15 protein-coding genes and 1 tRNA gene are annotated in these 17,962 nt (G+C 68.1%); 12 read left to right on the top strand and 4 right to left on the bottom strand.

Features of this window, described 5'->3' with window-relative positions; all coding sequences use genetic code 11:
* The first annotated feature begins 99 nt into the window (after positions 1–99).
* Positions 100–1,764, top strand: a complete 1,665-nt coding sequence (locus ELQ92_RS06815) for a metallophosphoesterase (protein WP_128498249.1) — start codon at positions 100–102, stop codon at positions 1,762–1,764.
* A 329-nt stretch (positions 1,765–2,093) separates the two neighbouring features.
* Here the strand turns inward: ELQ92_RS06815 and ELQ92_RS06810 are convergent, their stop codons facing one another.
* Positions 2,094–2,723, bottom strand: a complete 630-nt coding sequence (locus tag ELQ92_RS06810; RefSeq protein WP_128498248.1) for a DNA-directed RNA polymerase subunit beta — start codon at positions 2,721–2,723, stop codon at positions 2,094–2,096.
* A gap of 573 nt (positions 2,724–3,296) precedes the next feature.
* Here ELQ92_RS06810 and ELQ92_RS06800 point away from each other — a divergent pair.
* Positions 3,297–3,369 (top strand) — tRNA-Lys (locus tag ELQ92_RS06800).
* Positions 3,370–3,387: 18 nt separating this feature from the next.
* Here ELQ92_RS06800 and ELQ92_RS16715 read toward each other — a convergent pair.
* Complete coding sequence (locus ELQ92_RS16715) at positions 3,388–4,386, bottom strand: tyrosine-type recombinase/integrase (RefSeq protein ID WP_279432157.1); 999 nt, start codon at positions 4,384–4,386, stop codon at positions 3,388–3,390.
* 170 nt (positions 4,387–4,556) lie between these two features.
* Between ELQ92_RS16715 and ELQ92_RS06790 the strand changes: the two genes are divergently transcribed.
* The 3 genes from ELQ92_RS06790 to ELQ92_RS06780 all read left to right on the top strand — a co-directional run bounded on the left by ELQ92_RS06790 (position 4,557) and on the right by ELQ92_RS06780 (position 9,655).
* The gene (locus ELQ92_RS06790) at positions 4,557–6,452 is read left to right on the top strand and encodes a NucA/NucB deoxyribonuclease domain-containing protein (protein WP_128498246.1); all 1,896 of its coding nucleotides are present in this window, start codon (positions 4,557–4,559) and stop codon (positions 6,450–6,452) included.
* Positions 6,453–7,256: 804 nt separating this feature from the next.
* Positions 7,257–8,099, top strand: a complete 843-nt coding sequence (locus tag ELQ92_RS06785) for an ABC transporter ATP-binding protein (protein ID WP_128498245.1) — start codon at positions 7,257–7,259, stop codon at positions 8,097–8,099.
* Complete coding sequence (locus ELQ92_RS06780) at positions 8,081–9,655, top strand: transporter (protein ID WP_128498244.1); 1,575 nt, start codon at positions 8,081–8,083, stop codon at positions 9,653–9,655. Before ELQ92_RS06785 ends, ELQ92_RS06780 begins: the two co-directional genes overlap by 19 nt.
* A 342-nt stretch (positions 9,656–9,997) precedes the next feature.
* Here the strand turns inward: ELQ92_RS06780 and ELQ92_RS06775 are convergent, their stop codons facing one another.
* Positions 9,998–10,711: an SDR family oxidoreductase gene (locus ELQ92_RS06775; protein WP_128498243.1), complete on the bottom strand. Its 714-nt coding sequence runs from the start codon at positions 10,709–10,711 to the stop codon at positions 9,998–10,000.
* 75 nt (positions 10,712–10,786) lie between these two features.
* Here ELQ92_RS06775 and ELQ92_RS06770 point away from each other — a divergent pair, with 75 nt between their 5' ends.
* The gene (locus ELQ92_RS06770; RefSeq protein ID WP_128498242.1) at positions 10,787–11,164 is read left to right on the top strand and encodes a MerR family transcriptional regulator; all 378 of its coding nucleotides are present in this window, start codon (positions 10,787–10,789) and stop codon (positions 11,162–11,164) included.
* 62 nt (positions 11,165–11,226) lie between these two features.
* A complete protein-coding gene (locus ELQ92_RS06765; RefSeq protein ID WP_128498241.1) occupies positions 11,227–11,442 on the top strand; it encodes a hypothetical protein in 216 nt (71 codons plus the stop codon).
* 19 nt (positions 11,443–11,461) lie between these two features.
* On the opposite strand, the gene ELQ92_RS06760 is transcribed toward ELQ92_RS06765, so the two are convergent.
* Positions 11,462–12,361 carry an EamA family transporter gene (locus ELQ92_RS06760; RefSeq protein ID WP_243694909.1) on the bottom strand — a complete coding sequence of 300 codons (900 nt, stop codon included), beginning with the start codon at positions 12,359–12,361 and terminating at the stop codon, positions 11,462–11,464.
* A gap of 107 nt (positions 12,362–12,468) precedes the next feature.
* Here ELQ92_RS06760 and ELQ92_RS06755 point away from each other — a divergent pair, with 107 nt between their 5' ends.
* The 5 genes from ELQ92_RS06755 (at position 12,469) to ELQ92_RS06735 (ending at position 17,887) form a co-directional block, all read left to right on the top strand.
* Positions 12,469–13,410, top strand: a complete 942-nt coding sequence (locus tag ELQ92_RS06755; RefSeq protein ID WP_128498240.1) for an MmpS family transport accessory protein — start codon at positions 12,469–12,471, stop codon at positions 13,408–13,410.
* A 66-nt stretch (positions 13,411–13,476) separates the two neighbouring features.
* Positions 13,477–15,306 carry a gamma-glutamyltransferase family protein gene (locus tag ELQ92_RS06750; RefSeq protein WP_128498239.1) on the top strand — a complete coding sequence of 610 codons (1,830 nt, stop codon included), beginning with the start codon at positions 13,477–13,479 and terminating at the stop codon, positions 15,304–15,306.
* A gap of 76 nt (positions 15,307–15,382) precedes the next feature.
* Complete coding sequence (locus ELQ92_RS06745) at positions 15,383–16,042, top strand: SDR family oxidoreductase (RefSeq protein WP_128498238.1); 660 nt, start codon at positions 15,383–15,385, stop codon at positions 16,040–16,042.
* 106 nt (positions 16,043–16,148) lie between these two features.
* Positions 16,149–16,595 carry a YciI family protein gene (locus tag ELQ92_RS06740; RefSeq protein WP_128498237.1) on the top strand — a complete coding sequence of 149 codons (447 nt, stop codon included), beginning with the start codon at positions 16,149–16,151 and terminating at the stop codon, positions 16,593–16,595.
* Positions 16,596–16,624: 29 nt separating this feature from the next.
* Entirely contained in the window at positions 16,625–17,887 is a 1,263-nt protein-coding gene (locus ELQ92_RS06735) for an RNA polymerase sigma factor (RefSeq protein ID WP_128498236.1), read from the top strand.
* Positions 17,888–17,962 lie beyond the last annotated feature (75 nt).

Raw genomic sequence — 17,962 nt, 5'->3', positions numbered from 1 at the left:
CGGAACACGCATTTCCCGGACCATCCCGCCTCCTCTCGATGACCGCCGACAGCCCCGCGCGAGATTCGACCGAGCGAGGCTCGGACATGAAAGCAGCCGATGAGCAGCTCTGCACGACACCTGGCCCCGAGACGCCTCCTCTCCCCGCAACGACTCCTCGCCGCGATCGGCCTCGTCGGCCTGATAACCGCATCAGCCCTGACGACCACCGTGGCGACCGCCGCCCCCGACGCCTGCTCATCCATGCGGCAGGACGTCTTCCAAGCCGTCAATCCCGACTCGAGCCAGTCGATCCTCACGCTGAGCGAGCGTGAGACCGTCGTCGCGGCCGACAAGTGGGGCTTCGACAAGGCCCGCGGCGCCGTCTTCGAGGCTTCTCCGAAGCAGAAGGACGGACTCGTTCCCGTCTACCGTCTCTACAACGATGAGCGCTTCGTCTGGATCCCCGAGAAGCGCGGCTTCGACGAGATCGAGCGGGCGCAGTCGGTCCACGGCTGGGACCTGCAGAAGATCGACTTCTGGGCGTCGCCCACCGCCATCGATTGCGGTGTCGGTGTTCACCGACTGTGGAACGAGGAGCTCCAGACGTTCCGGATGGAGACCGACCAGGGGCGCATCGGCTCCCTCGTCGACGCGGGCTGGCTCGATCAGGGGCCCCGCTTCTGGGCCGCCCCGAACGACGACGGCTCGGGCGCGCCCACGGCACCCTCGCCGTCGCCCTCACCGTCCGAGCCGGCGCCCTCTCCGAGCCCATCCGAGCCCGAACCGACACCGACACCCGCACCCGCACCGACACCGACACCGACACCGACACCGACACCGACACCGACGGAGCCTTCTCCGCCGCAGATGCCAGCTCCGGTCCCGCCCGGCGAGTCCCCCGAGGATGCCGACGGCACCTTCTCCATGGCCATCATCCCCGACACGCAAATGGAGATGGGCAACACGACTCGCTTCGCCCAGCGCAACGGATGGCTCGTCGAGAACAAGGACGAGTTCGACCTCCGGTACGCCCTCCACACGGGGGATGTCACCAACTGGGGCGAGAAGGATCCCGCCCAGTACGAGGTCGCATCCGACGCCATGAAGGTGCTCGACGACGGCGGCATCCCCGCGGCGATCGCGATCGGCAACCATGACACGAGCGCAGTCTGCCCCGGGGGCTCGGCATGCCCGGGCAAGAACCCGTCGATCACCGTCCGGGACACGCCCGTCTTCAACGAGACGTTCCCCGCCACGCGCTACACGAACATCTCTGCGGTCTACGAGACGGGCCGAGTGGACAATCAGGTGCAGTTGTTCTCGGCGGGCGGCGCCGACTTCCTCATCCTCACCCTCGAGCTGTGGCCGCGGGCGGAGGTCGTCGAGTGGGCGAAGGAGATCGTCGCGTCCCACCCCGACCACAACGTCATCGTGAACACGCACTCGTACCTCGAGGGCGACGGATCGATCATGCGGAGCAACGGCGGGTACGGTGCGACCTCGCCGCAGTACCTCTACGACGAGCTGATCTCGCAGTACGCGAACGTGAAGATGGTTTTCTCCGGCCACGTGGGCATGTCGAACCAACGTACGGACGTGGGCGTGAACGGCAACACGATCGCCTCGTTCCTCGGCGGTTTCCACAGCCCGCTCAACCCGGTCAAGCTCGTCGAGGTCGACGTCGACGCCGGAACGCTCACGGCCGAGGTCTTCATCCCGCAGACGAAGCAGCACGAGTCGCAGTACGACGTGACGATCGACGGGATCGACTTCATCGAGTGATGTGGTGAAGCAGCGGCCCGCCTGCGCTCCCGAGCGCAGGCGGGCCGCTGCTTGTGCAGTGTGGACATCCGCCGCTCGCGAGCGGGCATGAAAAGGGCCGGGCCGCAGAACGCCTCTCGGCGCGAGGCCGCTCGGAGCGGCTAAATGTGGAGCCCGGGGTTACTGCGGCCCGGCCGTGATCCAGTGTAACGGGGTCCCGGACCGGTTCATTCCGTGTTTGCGCTGCGCGAACACGGGGTGACGCGCGCGGGTGCCGTCGCTACCCTCCGGCTGCTGAGGCGGCGCCGTCGAGTGGCGCCGGCCGAGTGACGTGTCAGTTCAGTGGTGCGTCAGTCGAGGGACTCGGCGCGCCACAAGCGCGCGCACGACGTGAGTTCCCCGGCGATGCTCGAGTAGCGCAAGGCGCGGCGGGTGAGCTCCGTGGAACGCTGCGGCTCCGTGACGTCGAGGTCATCCGCGACCGACGTGCAGCCGGATCCTGTGACGCGGCAGAACGCGGCGGCACGATCGAGCGCCACCGCGAAGTCGCCCTCGAAGAGCCCGCGCAGGATCTGGTCGGCGAGCGCCGTGATCTCGTCAGGTCCCGTCGGGGCCTCAGCGCCGGCGACGATCGGGTCGATCGTCGAGCTGACGGCGACGCCGCGCTCGAAGTAGAACGACGTCGAGACGGGGTCCTGCCGGATGAGGACGCGCAGCAGGTAGATCCGCCAGAGCGCACCGGGGAGGCTGCGAGGGCTTGCCCGCGACCACAGTTCCGCGATCGCGTCGATGCCGTGCTCGTCCGTGTAGGCGACGAGGCGGTCGACGATGTCGGCATCCGGGTCCGCGCGGACCCGGGACAGCAGGGCGTGCGACGTCTCGTGAGCGATGCGGCTCGACTCGGCGGGGTCGACGCCGCCCTGGTACGCCTCGAAGACGGCACTCGGGAACATCGTCGGCTTGTGGAACTCCTCGGCCATCGCTTCGCCCTCTCGACTCGCACGACACGTACCCATCAACGCTACCCCCGCTCGCGCGGCGTTCTCCCCGTGGGCCTCGCACGGTATCCTTCCCGGTGGTCACCACGTCGAAGGCTGGGAGCCCGCGAAAGGGCCAGTCGGGGCAAGGATGTGGAGTCTCTGCAATTGAGAGGAGCGTCTGCGGTGCGGACCAGGAGGACGGCAGCTCTGCTCGGGACGGCAAGCGTAGTCGGTGTGCTACCCATCGCTAGCGGAGTTTGGTGGGCCGTCACCGTGACCCAGGCCGGACAGCTCGCCGACGAGTCGTCGATCGGTGGCAGTCCACGTGACTTCGAGCGTCTAGAGGCGCTGGGAGTGCAGGCCGATTGGCTCGCTGCGGTCACCGTGGCTTGCCTTCTTCTCGCAGCGGTCCTGATCTTTCAGATTCTGAAGCGCGCGAACCGCGGTGGCTGACGCACGGGAGAGCCGTGCCGACAAAGCGGCTCTCCCGCGCGTCGTCGCCAACCTCACGAGCGGCGCACCGGCTCCTCCCGGTGCAGAGCGGGTCGACCGCACGGTAGATTAGGTGCTCGCGGGCCTCTAGCTCAGTCGGTAGAGCAGCGGACTTTTAATCCGTAGGTCGTGGGTTCGAGCCCCACGGGGCCCACCGTCCACTCCCCCGAAATCACGCGGGCGACACCCGATCACCGGGCGTCCGTGGCAACGCGGTGGCAACAACGGCCGACCGAGCAGCCTGATCCAACGCCGTGGCAACAGCGTCGAGGTCGTCGTCGAACAGGTCCGCATACGTGTCGAGCGTCATCGCCGCGGACGCGTGACCCAGCATCCGTTGCACGGCTTTCACGTTGGCGCCCGAGCTGACCGCGAGCGACGCCGTCGTATGTCTCAAATCATGAGGTGTCATCGGTTCGAGCCCGCTCACCTTCGCCATCGTGTTGATCGGGCTCATTGTCTGGTTCAGCATCCTCTGGGCCGTGATCCGGAGCTCCGTCCTCTCTGCGCTCGCAAGCACTCGGAAGAGCAGCGAACAACTGGACGGGGGATCGGGTGACCGCCACGAGGAAGACGCGACACGCGGTCTAGCGAGGACGTGCAGATATTCGTCATTCACGGCACAGTTAGAAGTAGAAGCTGGAACAACCAGCCCGAAAACGCCCCCGACCCGCTTTTCCGGTTCGGGGGCGTTTCGGTGCTCGTCACAGCTGAATGATCCACTTCTGCAAGGGCTGCTCCGAATCGTCGAGGAAGCGCCATGAAACGGTGAGCTTGCGGGCGCGAATACTAAGGCGACTAACCGCCATGAAGTCGAAGGAATCGCCTGTCTCGTAGACCCCGTTCTCCGGACCGCTAACGCGCACAACTTCACCGCCTCGTCGGGTTCGACGTCGAGGCTGTCGATGAAGATCGTGCGGCCGGACGAGTTGATCACGGAGTACAAGTCGCCCGACACGTGACGAGGGGCAGACCACGTCGGCGAGGCCAACTCGGCTTCTTTCAGAGCGTTGGCCCGCTCCTGGGCCACAGCCTGTCGTCGGAACGCCTCGTTAGCTTCAGTCGCAAGTCGGACGCTCTCGTCACGGGCCTCCCGTGACTCGTTCCGCGCAGTGGCGGCTTCTCTTCCGCTAGGGGGCGTACGACTGGGTTGCCGACAGAAAATCAACATCGCCGGGAGCTGAGATAAAGCCGGATCGAAAGCGTTGGTGGCGCGGGAAGTAGGTTTGCAAGGACGCGCACAACTCGAATGAGCGGGGACGGCTCAGAGTTCTCCGACCAGCCCCCGCCTGCCTATCGCCAGAGTTGGTCATTGTTGGCACTCTGATGGGGGATGCCATCGTGCGTTCGTACATCGATACGGTCGGATCGTCTGCTGACGAGGGGATCGATGTGCGGAGACTCGTTGGGCTGGCCATGACGGCGGGCATCGTACTCGCTGGCCTAGTGGGAACGCCTGCCGCAGCTGCGGAAGCAGCACCGACCCTCACGATTGCCGTCAACTCGTTCGACAGGGACTTGCGAACCGGCCAAGTGGCAATCGATATGTCGATTGTGGGGACGAAGATCTTCTCCGGTTCGGGCTACATCTGCCGAGGCTCATACTGCGAACTCGAGGTGGAGTCGTCGGGGTCTCAGATCCACTCGATCTACATTCAGGATCACCCTCGGGACGCCGCGGGCGGTCTCAACATGAACCTCTCTTTCGAGACCACTTCGATCGTGAGTGAGGTTCGCAGCCTCCGCGTATACATACGGAACGGGCTCTACACCTCACCGATGGGCATCGTCAGCAACGACGTCTTCATCGATGACACGTCCTACCCAGCAGGTCCGTATCTATCCGCTGCTGTTGACACATTCTTGCGGTCTCAGGACGGGTCTCGCATCACATTCGACCTCACAATTCTCGCTCGGTACCATCAGTGGCCCGGAGCTCAGTGCTCAGGCAACTGCACAGTTCGCGTAGAGGCAAGAACTAAGGGCACCAACGCCGTCACCAGCTTGCCGAGCTCAAGCGTCAATGCCAACACAGGCGCTCTTCCCCTCACGGCGCGGGTCAGCGGCGAGTTGCAGTTACAAGCGACAGGACCCGGCGTTGACGCTCTTCGCGTTGTTGCGGACCCGTATAGCGTGTTCGGCTCGAACACCTACGGGGCGTGGATCCCAGTGTCGATGGACATCTCCGGCGGCTACAGCATCGACGAATCGGTTACCGCCCTGGTGCTCGCACTGGCTTCCTCGCCAGCACCCTGCATCGAGCTTTTCCCCGTCGGGACGCACACGAATCCCTCAAGCCTCAACGATCAGCAACTCGAGTGCACCGCTGCTATGCAGAACGGGAAATCGCTTGGAGCGTTCGTTCGTGCCTTCATCGAGGTCAACGGAGCGAGTCAGCTCGCGACGATGTTCGTCGGCGCCGGTCTCGCGCAGGATAAGACCACATTGCAGCGCTACCCGTGGTCGAGCTCGGAGGCGGAGATAAACGAGATCATTCAGAACCCGCCGAACGGATTGGTGTGCAAACACGTACCAGTGCTGTCTTTCAGCTGCGTTCGTGAAGCAGAGGAGCCGGATGTCTTTCGTCTCCCCTCGGCGCCCCCACCCTCAAACCCCACGTGGGAGCGAAACCAAATCGAGAAGATCCGCCAGGCCGACCCCAAGCCCAAGCTGCCGCCAATACCCGCACCGGTCGCGGAACCCGGGCCGTGGACCGGCGCGTCGGAAGATGACTACATCAGGACCATTCTTCGGCAGTGCCAGAAACAGATTGTGTTGGCTCCGGAGGCTGGACTGCCGAAGGACGCGTGCAGCACTATGCCGATCTTCGCGACGGGCAGTGATGTTAAGCAAGCGACTGATCATGACATGGCGGCACTCAAGTCGCATCCGACTTGGCTTGTGCTGACATATGCGAGCAACGCGGAAAAGCTCGCGGACGGATTCACACGCTCATGGTGGAGTTCCACTCATCCGTGCGCAACTGGCCCCGTGGGGAATTCTTGCGACGAGTTCCCGTACTTCGCAACCGATCAGGGGGGCGCCAACGGGCAGAGCGCAATGCAGCCGTCCCTTAGGTCCATCTCGAGCGCGCACAACTCCTTGCAGGGCACCCACTACGGGAACTTCGCGACGAAGAAGTGCAAGCTCGGGTCCGACCCGCGTGGCGCTCCGGAACGGGATTTTTTGGTCGTTCCTGTGCCCTACATGACGACGAGCTACTGGTGCGGTGACTGAGTGTTTGATTACGTCGACACGCCTTGGGGGCCGTCGGTTGTGGATGCAGGGCCCGGCTTGCTGGCTGAGCTACTGCCGCAGTACGAGGACGAACTGATCGCACGACTCCCAGAGCCTTCGCTTGTTCAACGCCCTGGAACGGCTCGCGCCAAGACGGCCGCTCTTCTTCGTGACGTCGGTCTAGGCGCTCCCGACGAACTCCTTGTGTGGTTCGAGTGGACGGAGGGGGAACCCCACGTCACGCCCGCTCGTCCATACCCATTCATGAGTCCCGTGTCGGCCGCATGGACGACGGAGTCATACGCACTTCTACGAGCCGGTGATGCTGAAGCGGCAGCCCAGCTCTCAGAACTGACTGAGGAGGAGTGGGGCTGGGGAGCGCCGGCCGGGTGGCTCCGTTTAGAGCGCGAGAACACGTCGCTCGCCATGTTCTGTGGTGATGTGCCCGGCAATCCCGCGCCCATGCGATACGCGACTCCGTTTTTCGGCACCAGCGATACTTTCGGATCGAATCAGTTCCTGTCCCTCTCGACGCTGATCGCTTGGAGCATTGATGCCATTCGATCCGGGGCGGCCTGGTGGGCGGAGGATCGGTGGGAGCGAGACCTCAATAAGCTTCCTGCGTCACAGATCGCAGCTGGCATCGTGGGCTAGTGTCTCCGCAGTGTGCTGGAGGGTCTAGCCGCTAGAGCGCCAACGTTTCGGGAGGGCGCTCCAGCTGGTGACGGGACCAGCCCGGCGTGTGTGTGCACTCTCCGTCGGACGACGGAGGCGGGCGGCGGCGGCGATCCCTACGCTGGACACATGACCGATGCCGCTCCCGACTCCGTCGTTCCCGATCCCGCCGTGCCGGAGACTCTCGCACCCTCCCCCGGATCCGCACCGCCGATCGCGGTGCCCGCGCTCGAGATCCGTGGGTTGCGGAAGGCCTTCGGTGCGAAGGTCGCCGTCGACGGACTCGACCTCACCGTGCCGACGGGGTCGTTCTACGGTCTCGTCGGACCCAACGGGGCCGGGAAGACGACGACACTGTCGATGGCGACCGGCTTGCTACGGCCGGACGCCGGCACGATCCACATCCTCGGCACCGACGTGTGGCGCGACACCGTCAAGGCGAAGTCCCTCGTCGGCGTGCTGAGCGACGGCATCGCGCTCTTCGACCGGCTCACGGGTGAGCAACTCATCACGTACCACGGGCTCCTCCACGGGATGGATCGTGAAACCGTCGCGCAACGTACCGGCGAGTTGCTCGACCTCCTCGACCTGCGCTCGGCGGGAGGCACGCTCGTCGTCGACTACTCGGCGGGAATGACGAAGAAGATCGCCCTCGGTGCTGCGCTCGTGCACGCCCCACGCCTCCTCGTGCTCGACGAGCCGTTCGAGTCCGTCGACCCCGTATCGGCGGCGAACATCCGTGACCTGCTCGCCGGATACGTCCACGGCGGCGGCACGGTGATCGTCTCGAGCCACTCGATGGACCTCGTGCAACGCATGTGCGACCACGTCGCGATCATCGGCTCGGGACGCCAGCTCGCGGCGGGGACGACGGACGAGGTCCGGGCGGGCTCGACGCTCGAGGACCGCTTCGTCGAGCTCGTCGGCGGCCGCCACCACTCGGAGGGACCCTCGTGGTTGCGCACCTCCTGAGGCTCCGGTTCCGGCTCCTCCTCAACGGCTTCACCCGCAGTACCTGGACTCTCGTGTCCACCGTGATCGGCGCCGCGTGGGGGCTTTTCGTACTCGTCGGCCTCGTGATCGGCATGATCGCGCTGTCGTTCACGGAGCCGCTGTGGGTATGGACGGTGTCGGTCATCGCCGGTGCCGCCGCGGTGCTCGGCTGGATCGTGATCCCACTGCTCCTGCGGGGGATGGACCAGTCGCTCAGCGTCGAGAAGCTCCGCATCTTCCCCCTCCCGCCCCGTCGCCTGCTCGTCGCCCTCCTCGTCGTGGGACTGCTCGGCGTGCCCGGGCTCGTGACGCTCGTCGCGGGGCTGTCGACGACCCTCAGTTGGATCGGCGAGCCGGTCGCCCTCATCGCCGCTCCGTTCGCCGCCGTCCTCGGCGTCGCGACGTGCGTCACGGCGTCGCGGGCCTTCGAGTCCGTGGGGGCGTCCCTCGCCGCCGGTCGTCGTTACCGCGAGGTCATGGGCGTGCTCGTCTTCGTGCCGCTCATCCTGCTCGGGCCCATCATCGGCATCGCCGGGTCGTCGATCGCGACGCTGTCGGAGGATCTCCCGGGGATCGCACGAGGAGTGTCCTGGACGCCACTCGGCGCCGCGTGGTCCATCCCGGGCGATCTCGCGCTCGAACGCCCGCTCGAGGCGCTCGCGAAGGCCGGCATCGCGGTGGCCACCCTCGCCGTCCTCCTGCTGCTCTGGCGGCACAGCCTCGCGACCCTGCTCGTCACGCCCGCTCGGACGTCGAGCGGATCGGGTTCGGCGAAGGGACTCGGCCCGTTCGCGTGGTACCCGGCGACCCCGACCGGCGCCGTCGCAGCCCGCACGACCGTCTACTGGATGCGGGATCCGCGCTATGGCGGATCCCTCATCATGCTGCCGCTCCTCGCCGTGATCGCGGTCTTCCTCGCATTCACCGGCTCCGACTGGTTCCTGTCGGCACTCGGTCCGATCATCGCCGCGACCCTCGCGATCACCCTCTGCGCCGAAGTGTCCTACGACGGCACCGCGTTCGCCTCGCATCTGTCGAGCGGAGTGAGCGGCGTCGCCGATCGCGCCGGCCGCGTCGTCACGCTCGGACTCATCGCCGTCCCGCTCGTGGTCGTCGCGACCGTGGTCCCGCTCCTCGTGCTCGGGCGTGGCGACGAGATCCCGGCGCTCCTCGGCATCGGGCTCGGCCTCCTGCTCACGGGCTTCGGGGTTTCGAGCATCGCGTCAGCGCGCTTCCTCCTGCCCGTGCCCGCCGCGGGCGAGAGCCCGTTCAAGACCCCGCCGGGATCGACGTTCACGTCGCAACTCGGGATGTACGCGGCGTGGCTCGTGGTCTTCGGGCTCGCCGCACCCGAGCTGGCGCTCGGGATCGCGGCCGTCGTCACGGGCAACGTGATCCTCGGAGTCGCGGCCCTCGTGGTCGGGATCGTGCTCGGCACCGTGTTCATGCTCGTCGGCATTCGTCAGGGCGGCGCCCTCCTCGAACGCCGTGGCCCGGAGCTGCTCGCGAGCCTCATGCAGGCCCGCGGAGCGTGACGGTGAGCCTTCCTCTCTACCGGGAATCACGTCCCGCCGTAAACGCCGAAAGCGAGCCCTGCTCGCCTTGCCTACGCTCGTGGTCGTGACTGAGGGCGCGGTCGGCTCTGACCCCCTTGTCGTCCCGCCACACCTGAAGCGGCGGAGGGGGTCCGGGAGAGCGCGTCGGGCGCCCTTCGGGACCCCCTGTCACGTCATCGACCGACAGTCACACGGTCATCCCCTCGTGATTGCGTACGCAACGGACGTCCGCGGGTGAGATTCCACCCGCGGATGTCCGTTGCGTACGCAAAGTGCCCGTCCGCGCAGCCCTCACGCGGTTCGGGCCACCACCCGGTGGCGTCAGCCGGCTGACGCGGCGCGAATGCTCGCGTAGAACGTCTCCGGCTCGGCCGTCAACCCGGACTTGATGAACCGCGACCAGTCGTCGACGAGCACTTCGGCCGATCCCGCCTCGATCCCCGCGAGGGCCGCCTCGACGACCTCGCTCGTCGACGACTTGGGGCCGTCGTAGCCGCGCATCATGTCGGTATCGGCCGCACCGAGGTGGATGCCCGTGACGGTGGTGCCCCGACCGGCGAGTTCCCCGCGCACGCTGTTCGTGAGAGCCCACTCGGCGGCCTTGCCCACGTGGTAGGCGCCGGCGCCCGGAGCGGTGAACCATGAGAGCGCCGAGAGCACGTTCGCGATCGCACCGCCGCCGTTCGCGGCGAGCACCGGAGCGAACGCCCGGACCATCGAGAGCGTGCCCCAGAAGTGCGTGTCGAGTTCGAGGCGGATCCTCTCGAGGTCGCCCGAGACGAGGTCGTTCCCTGTCGTGATGCCCGCGTTGTTGATGAGGAGGGTCACGTCGGTCGCGACCGCCGCCGCCGCGGCGACGCTGTCGGGATCGGTGATGTCGAGCCGGAGCGGCCGGGCACCCTCGAGGTCGATCGACTCAGGGCGACGCGCGGTGGCGTACACGGTGGCGCCGCGTTCGACGAGCACGCGGGCGAACTCGCGACCGATACCGCGGTTGGCTCCCGTGACGAGGGCGACGGAAGTGCTGATGTCCATGACATGGGTCCTTTCGAAGACTGACTCCCCTACGGTAGAAGCTGACACCAGTGTCAGGGTCAAGTGAGGAGCAGGATGCGCATCGGAGAGCTCTCGGAACGGACGGGCGCGAGCGTCCGCTCCCTCCGCTACTACGAGGCGCAAGGACTCCTGCGGTCGGAGCGCACGCCGAGCGGCCAGCGCCTCTACACGGAGGACGCCCTCGACTATGTGCACCTCATCCGCGTCTTCCTGGCCGCCGGACTCTCGAGTCGCCGCATCCTCGAGATGATGCCGTGTATGCGCTCCGGAACGACGACGCGAGAGCAGCGCGAGATGCTCGACGGCGAGCGCCGGCGGATCGACGAGCAGATCGCAGAACTGACGACCGCACGGAATCGACTGTCCCTCGTGATCGAGGACGCGGTCCGGCGCGGCGAATCGCGTGCCGCGTCCGTCGAACGGGCGGCGTAGCCCGCCGAGGAGCAGGGCCGGCGAGTCGTCGGCCCCCGCGAGCCGGGGGTGAGGGATGCTCGGTGACGCCGAGTCCGGGCGCGCGGGTGGTTGCTGGACGCCATCAGGGTGAGATCCCCGTCGACTTCGCAGAGCGCTTCGGCGGCGAATCCAAGGCGAGCCTCGTCCAGGGATTCCGCTTCCTCATGCAACTCGCGATGCTGCGCTTCGGCCGACTTTTCTCGGCGATCGCCTCGGAGCGGAGCGACGCCGTCGAACCGGAGCGGCTCGCGAGCTGACCGCGTTCGGCGGAACGCCTCACGACGCGGCGGCCGCCGGCTCCGCGATTCCGCGCGCTCGACGGTTGCTGAGAACCGCCCCGGCGCTCGCGATCACGACGAGCCCGATCGCGACGAGCTGCAGCGGGCCGAGCCGCTGACCGAGGATGAGAAGCCCGGCTGTCGCGGCGATCGCCGGGGCGAGACTCATGAGGATCGAGAACGCCGCGGCGGGCAGCGAGCGCAATGCGCGGAGCTCGAGGGCGTACGGGATGGTCGAGGACAGCAGCGCGACCGCGAGACCCAAGCCGAGGACCGACGGCTGGAGGAGAACCGCGCCGGCGCTCGCCACACCGAACGGCACGACGAGAACGGCGCCGACCGACATCGCGATCGCGAGTCCGTCGAGGCGGGCGAAGGCGCGTGACGTCCGCGCCGACAGCAGGATGTACGCCGCCCACATCGCGCCGGCCCCGGCCGCGAAGACGACCCCGAGGGGATCGAGCTCGGTCAGCCCTCCTCGCCCGAGCAGCACGACTCCCACGAGGGCGAGCACCGCCCACACCCAGCCGCTCGCGCGTCGCCCGACGACGACCGAGAGGATGAGCGGTCCGACGACCTCGATCGTGACTGCCGCCCCGAGAGGCAACCGCTCGAGCGCCTCGTAGAACAGGAGGTTCATCGCGGCGAGCGCGACGCCGAACCCCAGGACCGTGATCCAGGCACCGTGGGCGTGCCCCCGCCAGCGGGGACGGCAGAGCACGAGCAGCACCGCGGCGGAGAGGACGAGCCGGAGGGTGACCATGCCGGCAGCGCCCGTCTGCGGGAACAGCAACACCGCGATCGATGCGCCGACCTCCTGCAGGGCGAGCCCGAGCAGCACGAGGCCCGCTGCAGCGACGGGCGATCCGACGGGCTGAGTCGCATCGGAGGTGGCCACATGCCGACGATAGGGCCGCCGGCCGGAGTGACGAAATCGGGGCGGGAGCGTGGACGTCCTCGAGTCCAGCCGGTGCGTCGCGAAGGACTCTCTGGGAGACTCGATACATGTCCACGCCGAACGATCCCTCCGACCCGAACCCGTCGACGCCCGAGTCCCCGGACGGCGCACCGCGGAACGAACAGCCCGGCCCGGCGGAGCCGTTCGCGACTCCCGGCCCGTCGGCCCCGCCGCCGTATGGATCGCAGCCCTACGGATCCCCTCCCGGGTACGGAGCTCAGCCCGGGTACGGAGCTCAGCCCGGGTACGGGGCTCAGCCCGGGTACGGAGCGCAGCCCGGGTACGGGTCCCCCTCCTCGTCCGGTTCCGGGTCGCAGCCGCCGTATCCGCCGAGCGGCGCCGACACGAACGGAGCGCCCGGGAAGAACGGCTTCGGGCTCGCCGCCCTCATCGTCGGCGGCGTCGCGCTCGTCCTCTCCTTCGTCCCCGTCGTCAACTACGGCAGCGGGATCATCGCTCTCGTCGGTCTCGTCCTCGGCATCGTCGGACTCGTGCTCAAGAACCGGACGAAGGGCCTCGCGATCGCCGGGACCATCGTCTCCGCGATCGCCCTCGTGCTGTCCGTGGTCCTCGCCGTGGTCTACACGATCGGCTTCACCAGCTGGATCGTCAACGACGTGACCGAGCGGTTCCCCGACTCCTCCGCCTTCCCGTCGGACGGCTCGAGTGAACAGCGCGACGTCGAGGTCGTCTACGAGGTCTCGGGCGACGGCACGGACGTCTCGATCGTCTACTTCACCTTCTCCGACGGCGCCGACAGCGATGTCCAGACGAGCGAGGGAGAGACGCTCCCCTGGACCGAGGAGTTCGGTGCGACGATCGGCGGAGACTTCGACTTCTCCACCTTCAGCGTCACAGCGACGAACGGCGCGGAGGACACCGGAGAGATCTCCTGCACGATCACGGTGGACGGTGAGGTCGTCGCCGAGGACACGTCGGACGGCGAGTTCGGCACGGTGACGTGCCTCGCGAGCAACGTGCTCGACTAGGGGCACCGTCGCCCCGCGGATCATGACGCTCGGATCACGACGCTCGACAGGAAAGACGCCCACGCCATGACCTCCCCCGACGAGGACGCCTTCACCACCCGCCCCACTCTCCGCGGTTCCTTCGGGATGGTGGCCTCGACGCACTGGCTCGCCACGGCGAGCGGACAGGCCGTCCTCGAGCGCGGCGGTAACGCGGCCGATGCCGCCGTCGCAGCGGGATTCGTCCTCCACCTCGTCGAGCCGCATCTGAACGGCCCGGGCGGCGACATGAACGCCATCGTCGCCGTCGCCGACCAGGAGCCGCGTGTCCTCGTGGGGCAGGGCCCCGCTCCGAAAGGGGCGACGATCGAGCACTACGTCGGCGAGGGTCTCGCAGAGGTGCCCGGCGCCGGCGCCCTCGCCGCAGCAGTGCCCGGGTCGGTCATGGCGTGGCTTCGGCTGCTCGAGGACCACGGCTCGATGGAGCTCACCGACGTGCTCTCGTTCGCGTTGCACTACGCGCGCACCGGCCACGCCATCAGTGCCACGGCGGCGCGCACCATCGACCGGATGAGCGGGCACTTCCGGGAGCACTGGGCGGGGTCGGCGGCGCTTTGGCTGCGCGGCGGTCGGGCGCCCCGCGCGGGCGAGGTCATCACGTATGCCGCGTGGGCGGACGTGCTCGAGCGCCTCATTGCCGCAGGAGGGGCGGCGACGACGCGAGACGGCCGCATCCAGGCGGCCCGTCGAGAATGGGCGCAGGGCTTCGTCGCGGAATCGATCGCCCGATTCGTCGAGACGCCGCATCGGCACTCGAGCGGCACGGACCACGCCGGGGTCCTCACCGTCGCCGACCTCGCCGCCTTCGATGCGGGCTACGAGGCTCCCACGGTGTTCCGCTTCCGCGGCGTGGACGTCGCGAAGACGGGGCCGTGGGCGCAAGGTCCCGTCCTCTTGCAGGCCCTCGCGATCCTCGACGGGTTCCCCGACGAGCGGCTCGATCCGGACACGGCCGAGGGCGTGCACACGATCGCGGAGGCGTTGAAGCTCGCCCTCGCCGACCGCGACGCCTGGTACGGCGACCCCGCCGAGGCCGGGACCGTGCCGCTCGATCGTCTGCTCTCCCCCGAGTACGCTGCCGAACGCCGTGCCCTCATCACGGATTCCGCATCACACGACCTGCGTCCGGGCGCGGTCCCCGGACGCTCCGCATGGGTGGTGCCGTCCGTGACGGCTGCCCCTGAGAGCGCCCGAGCGGCGGGAACGGGCGAGCCGACGGTGCGCTCGGACGACGCGATCGTGCCGGACGAGGATGCATCCGGCTACACTCGCGGCGACACGTGTCACATCGACGTGGTCGACCGCTGGGGCGGCCTCGTCTCGGCGACGCCGTCGGGCGGCTGGCTGCAGTCCTCGCCGACCATCCCGGAGCTCGGCTTCTGCCTCGGCACGCGCCTCCAGATGACGTGGCTCGACGACGCATCGCCGTCCGCGCTGCGTCCCGGACGGCGCCCGCGGTCGACGCTGTCGCCGACGATGCTGCTGCGGGACGGCGCGGGCGTCGAGGCGCTCGGCACACCGGGCGGCGACCAGCAGGACCAGTGGCAGTTGCTCTACCTGCTCCGGACCATCGTCTTCGGTTACAGCCAGCAGCGGGCCATCGACGCCCCGGCTTTCCACACGACCTCGCACGTCAGTTCCTTCTGGCCACGCGTGTGGGAGCCGGGCGGCCTCGTCGTCGAGGATCGTATTCCGGACGATCTCGTGGACGACCTGCGGTCGCGCGGGCACATCGTCTCTCGGGTCGGAGGGTGGTCGCTCGGGCGGTTGTCGAGCGTACGCCGGGATCCCGACACCGGCGAACTCTCCGCCGCCGCCAATCCCCGCGGCATGCAGGGCTACGCCGCCGGTCGCTGACCGGATGCCGTGGCACGGGTGCCACGTCGTGCGCGACCCCCTCGGCACCGTCGCTCGTGCGACGTAGGATCGCGCCATGGCTACCTTCGCAATCGCGGGCGGACACGGCAAGATCGCCCTGCTCCTCTCCCGCACGCTGTCCAGCGCCGGCCACGACGTCCGCGGCATCATCCGCAATCCGGACCAGCGCACCGACCTGCACGCCCACGGGGCGACCGACATCCTGCTCGACCTCGAAAAGACCGACGTCGACACGCTCGCCGAGGCCCTCAAGGGCGTCGACGGCGTCGTCTTCGCCGCCGGCGCCGGGCCGGGCAGCGGCGCCGACCGCAAGCTCACCGTCGATCGCGACGCCGCCGTTCTGCTCGGGAAGGCCGCCGTCGCGGCGGGCGTGCGTCGCTACGTCCTCATCTCCTCCATCGGAGTCACCACTCCACTCGACGAGGTGGAGGACGAGGTGTTCCGGGTGTATCTCGAGGCGAAGCGTCAAGCGGAGGAGGGCGTCCGCGGACTCGACCTCGACTGGACGATCATCCGCCCCGGCAGCCTCACCGACGACGCGGGCTCCGGGTCCGTCACCCTCCCTCTCGAGGACACCCGCGGGCCGATCCCCCGAGGCGACGTCGCGAACGTCATCGCGGCGGTGCTCGACCGCGGCGACCTCGCGGGAGTCACGTTCACGGCCCTGTCCGGCGAGACGGCGATCGACGCGGCGCTCGACGCCCTCGCACGATAGCCGGAGAAATCCGAGAAAAAAGTTCCTCCGGCCGTCGATCCGCGTCCACTACGTTCGACGCAGAGGTGAGGGCCCACGTCGGGCCTCATCGACGAAGGAGAACACCATGAAGTACATGCTCATCATGCGGTCGGACGATGCAGCGGTCGAGGCCTTTAAGGACATCCCGTTCGAAGAGGTCATCGAGCGCATGGGCCGCTACAACGAGTCGCTCATCGACGCCGGCGTCATGGCAGGGGGCGAAGGGCTCACCGACGCGTCCGAGGGGGTCGTCGTGGACTTCTCGTCGCAGCCCCCGGTCGTGACCGACGGCCCGTACGGTGAGACGAAGGAACTCTTCAACGGATTCTGGATCCTGCAGGTCTCCAGTAAGGAGGAGGCGATCGAGTGGGCGAGCCGATGCCCTCTCGGACCCGGCTCCAAGCTCGAAGTGCGTCGTGTGACCGAGCTCGAGGACTTTCCGCAGGACAACGAGTGGATCCAGAAAGAGGCCCAGTGGATCGCCGACGCCGAGGCGGCGAAGAAGGCCGAGTCGGCCAAGAAGGGCGACTAGGCCCTCCGGGGCGAGCGAGACGACGGACGATGGACGACGCGGAGGCGGTGAGCCGCCGGGTGGCGGCGGTCTGGCGGATCGAGTCCGCTCGGATCGTCGCGACCCTCGCCCGATACGTCGGCGATGTCGGCCTCGCCGAGGACCTCGCCCAGGAGGCCCTGGTCGACGCGCTCCGGCAATGGCCGGCCCAGGGCGTGCCCGCGAATCCGGGCGCGTGGCTCACGGCCGTCGGAAAGCGCACGGCGATCGACGCGTGGCGTCGTCGGGAGCGACTCGACCACCGCTACGCGGCGATCGCGCACGACCTGGAGAACGGACTCGATCCGGACGCGGCCCCGTGGGACCCCGACACGATCGACGACGACGTGTTACGGCTGATCTTCATCTCCTGCCACCCCGTCCTCGCCCGCGAACAACACGTGGCGCTAACTCTGCGCGTCGTCGGGGGCCTCACCTCCGAGGAGATCGCGCGCGCCTTCCTCGTGCCCACGGCGACGGTGCAGCAGCGGATCGTCCGTGCGAAGAAGACGCTGAGCGCCGCCCGCGTCCCGTTCGAGGTGCCGGAGCGCGCCGAATTCCCCGAGCGCCTCTCCTCCGTTCTCGGGGTGCTGTACCTGATCTTCAATGAAGGCTACGCCGCGAGCGCCGGTGAAGAGTGGATGCGACCGGAACTCGCGCTGGAGGCGCTCCGGCTCGCTCGGTCGCTCGCCTCGTTGGTGCCGCGCGAACCCGAGGTACACGGGATCGTGGCCTTGTTCGAGTTCCAGGCGTCGCGCTTCGGTGCGCGGACGACGCCGGCCGGCGAGCCGATCCTCCTCCCTGACCAGGACAGATCGCGATGGGACCACACGTTGATCACGCGCGGGTCGGCGGCCCTCGCCCGCCAGGACGCGCTCGGTCGAGGGCGCGGCTACTACGGCCTGCAGGCGGCGATCGCGCAGTGCCATGCGACGGCTCTCCGCGCGGAGGACACGGATTGGGAGCGCATCTCGGTCCTGTACGAAGCTCTCGGCCGACTCGCCCCTTCACCGGTCGTCGAGCTCAATCGCGCGGTCGCCGTGTCGATGTCGGAGGGACCGGCCACCGCTCTTCGGATCGTCGATGGTCTCGTCGCCTCCGGCGCCCTTGCGGGATATCACGTGCTGCCGAGTGTGCGGGGCGAGCTGCTCCATCGGCTCGGTCGGACGGAGGAGGCGAGGTCGGAGTTCGTCGCGGCCGCGCGCCTTGCCGGGAACGATCGGGAGCGCGCCGTGCTCCGGCGGAAGATCGATGACGTGGACGCCGCGAGCTGACGGTGAAGGGTGCGACACCGAAGGCGGCAGTTCGGTGTCGAGGGCGGGAGGAGGACATGGCGCCCTCGTGCGGGT

This window comes from Labedella populi (genome assembly GCF_004078655.1).
Classification (GTDB): Bacteria; Actinomycetota; Actinomycetes; order Actinomycetales; family Microbacteriaceae; genus Labedella; species Labedella populi.
The sequence above is the reverse complement of the archived record's forward strand: the minus strand, read 5'-3'. Positions and strand labels throughout refer to the sequence as shown.

What these genes read in the sequence shown, in the direction of transcription:
- ELQ92_RS06755 (WP_128498240.1), top strand. Translation starts at nt 12,469, where the DNA reads ATGTCCACGCCGAACGATCCCTCCGACCCGAACCCGTCGACGCCCGAG.
- ELQ92_RS06770 (WP_128498242.1), top strand. Translation starts at nt 10,787, where the DNA reads ATGCGCATCGGAGAGCTCTCGGAACGGACGGGCGCGAGCGTCCGCTCC.
- ELQ92_RS06740 (WP_128498237.1), top strand. Translation starts at nt 16,149, where the DNA reads ATGAAGTACATGCTCATCATGCGGTCGGACGATGCAGCGGTCGAGGCC.
- ELQ92_RS06775 (WP_128498243.1), bottom strand. Translation starts at nt 10,711, where the DNA reads ATGGACATCAGCACTTCCGTCGCCCTCGTCACGGGAGCCAACCGCGGT.
- ELQ92_RS16715 (WP_279432157.1), bottom strand. Translation starts at nt 4,386, where the DNA reads ATGTTGATTTTCTGTCGGCAACCCAGTCGTACGCCCCCTAGCGGAAGA.
- ELQ92_RS06745 (WP_128498238.1), top strand. Translation starts at nt 15,383, where the DNA reads ATGGCTACCTTCGCAATCGCGGGCGGACACGGCAAGATCGCCCTGCTC.
- ELQ92_RS06735 (WP_128498236.1), top strand. Translation starts at nt 16,625, where the DNA reads ATGGACGACGCGGAGGCGGTGAGCCGCCGGGTGGCGGCGGTCTGGCGG.
- ELQ92_RS06815 (WP_128498249.1), top strand. Translation starts at nt 100, where the DNA reads ATGAGCAGCTCTGCACGACACCTGGCCCCGAGACGCCTCCTCTCCCCG.
- ELQ92_RS06785 (WP_128498245.1), top strand. Translation starts at nt 7,257, where the DNA reads ATGACCGATGCCGCTCCCGACTCCGTCGTTCCCGATCCCGCCGTGCCG.
- ELQ92_RS06750 (WP_128498239.1), top strand. Translation starts at nt 13,477, where the DNA reads ATGACCTCCCCCGACGAGGACGCCTTCACCACCCGCCCCACTCTCCGC.
- ELQ92_RS06810 (WP_128498248.1), bottom strand. Translation starts at nt 2,723, where the DNA reads ATGGCCGAGGAGTTCCACAAGCCGACGATGTTCCCGAGTGCCGTCTTC.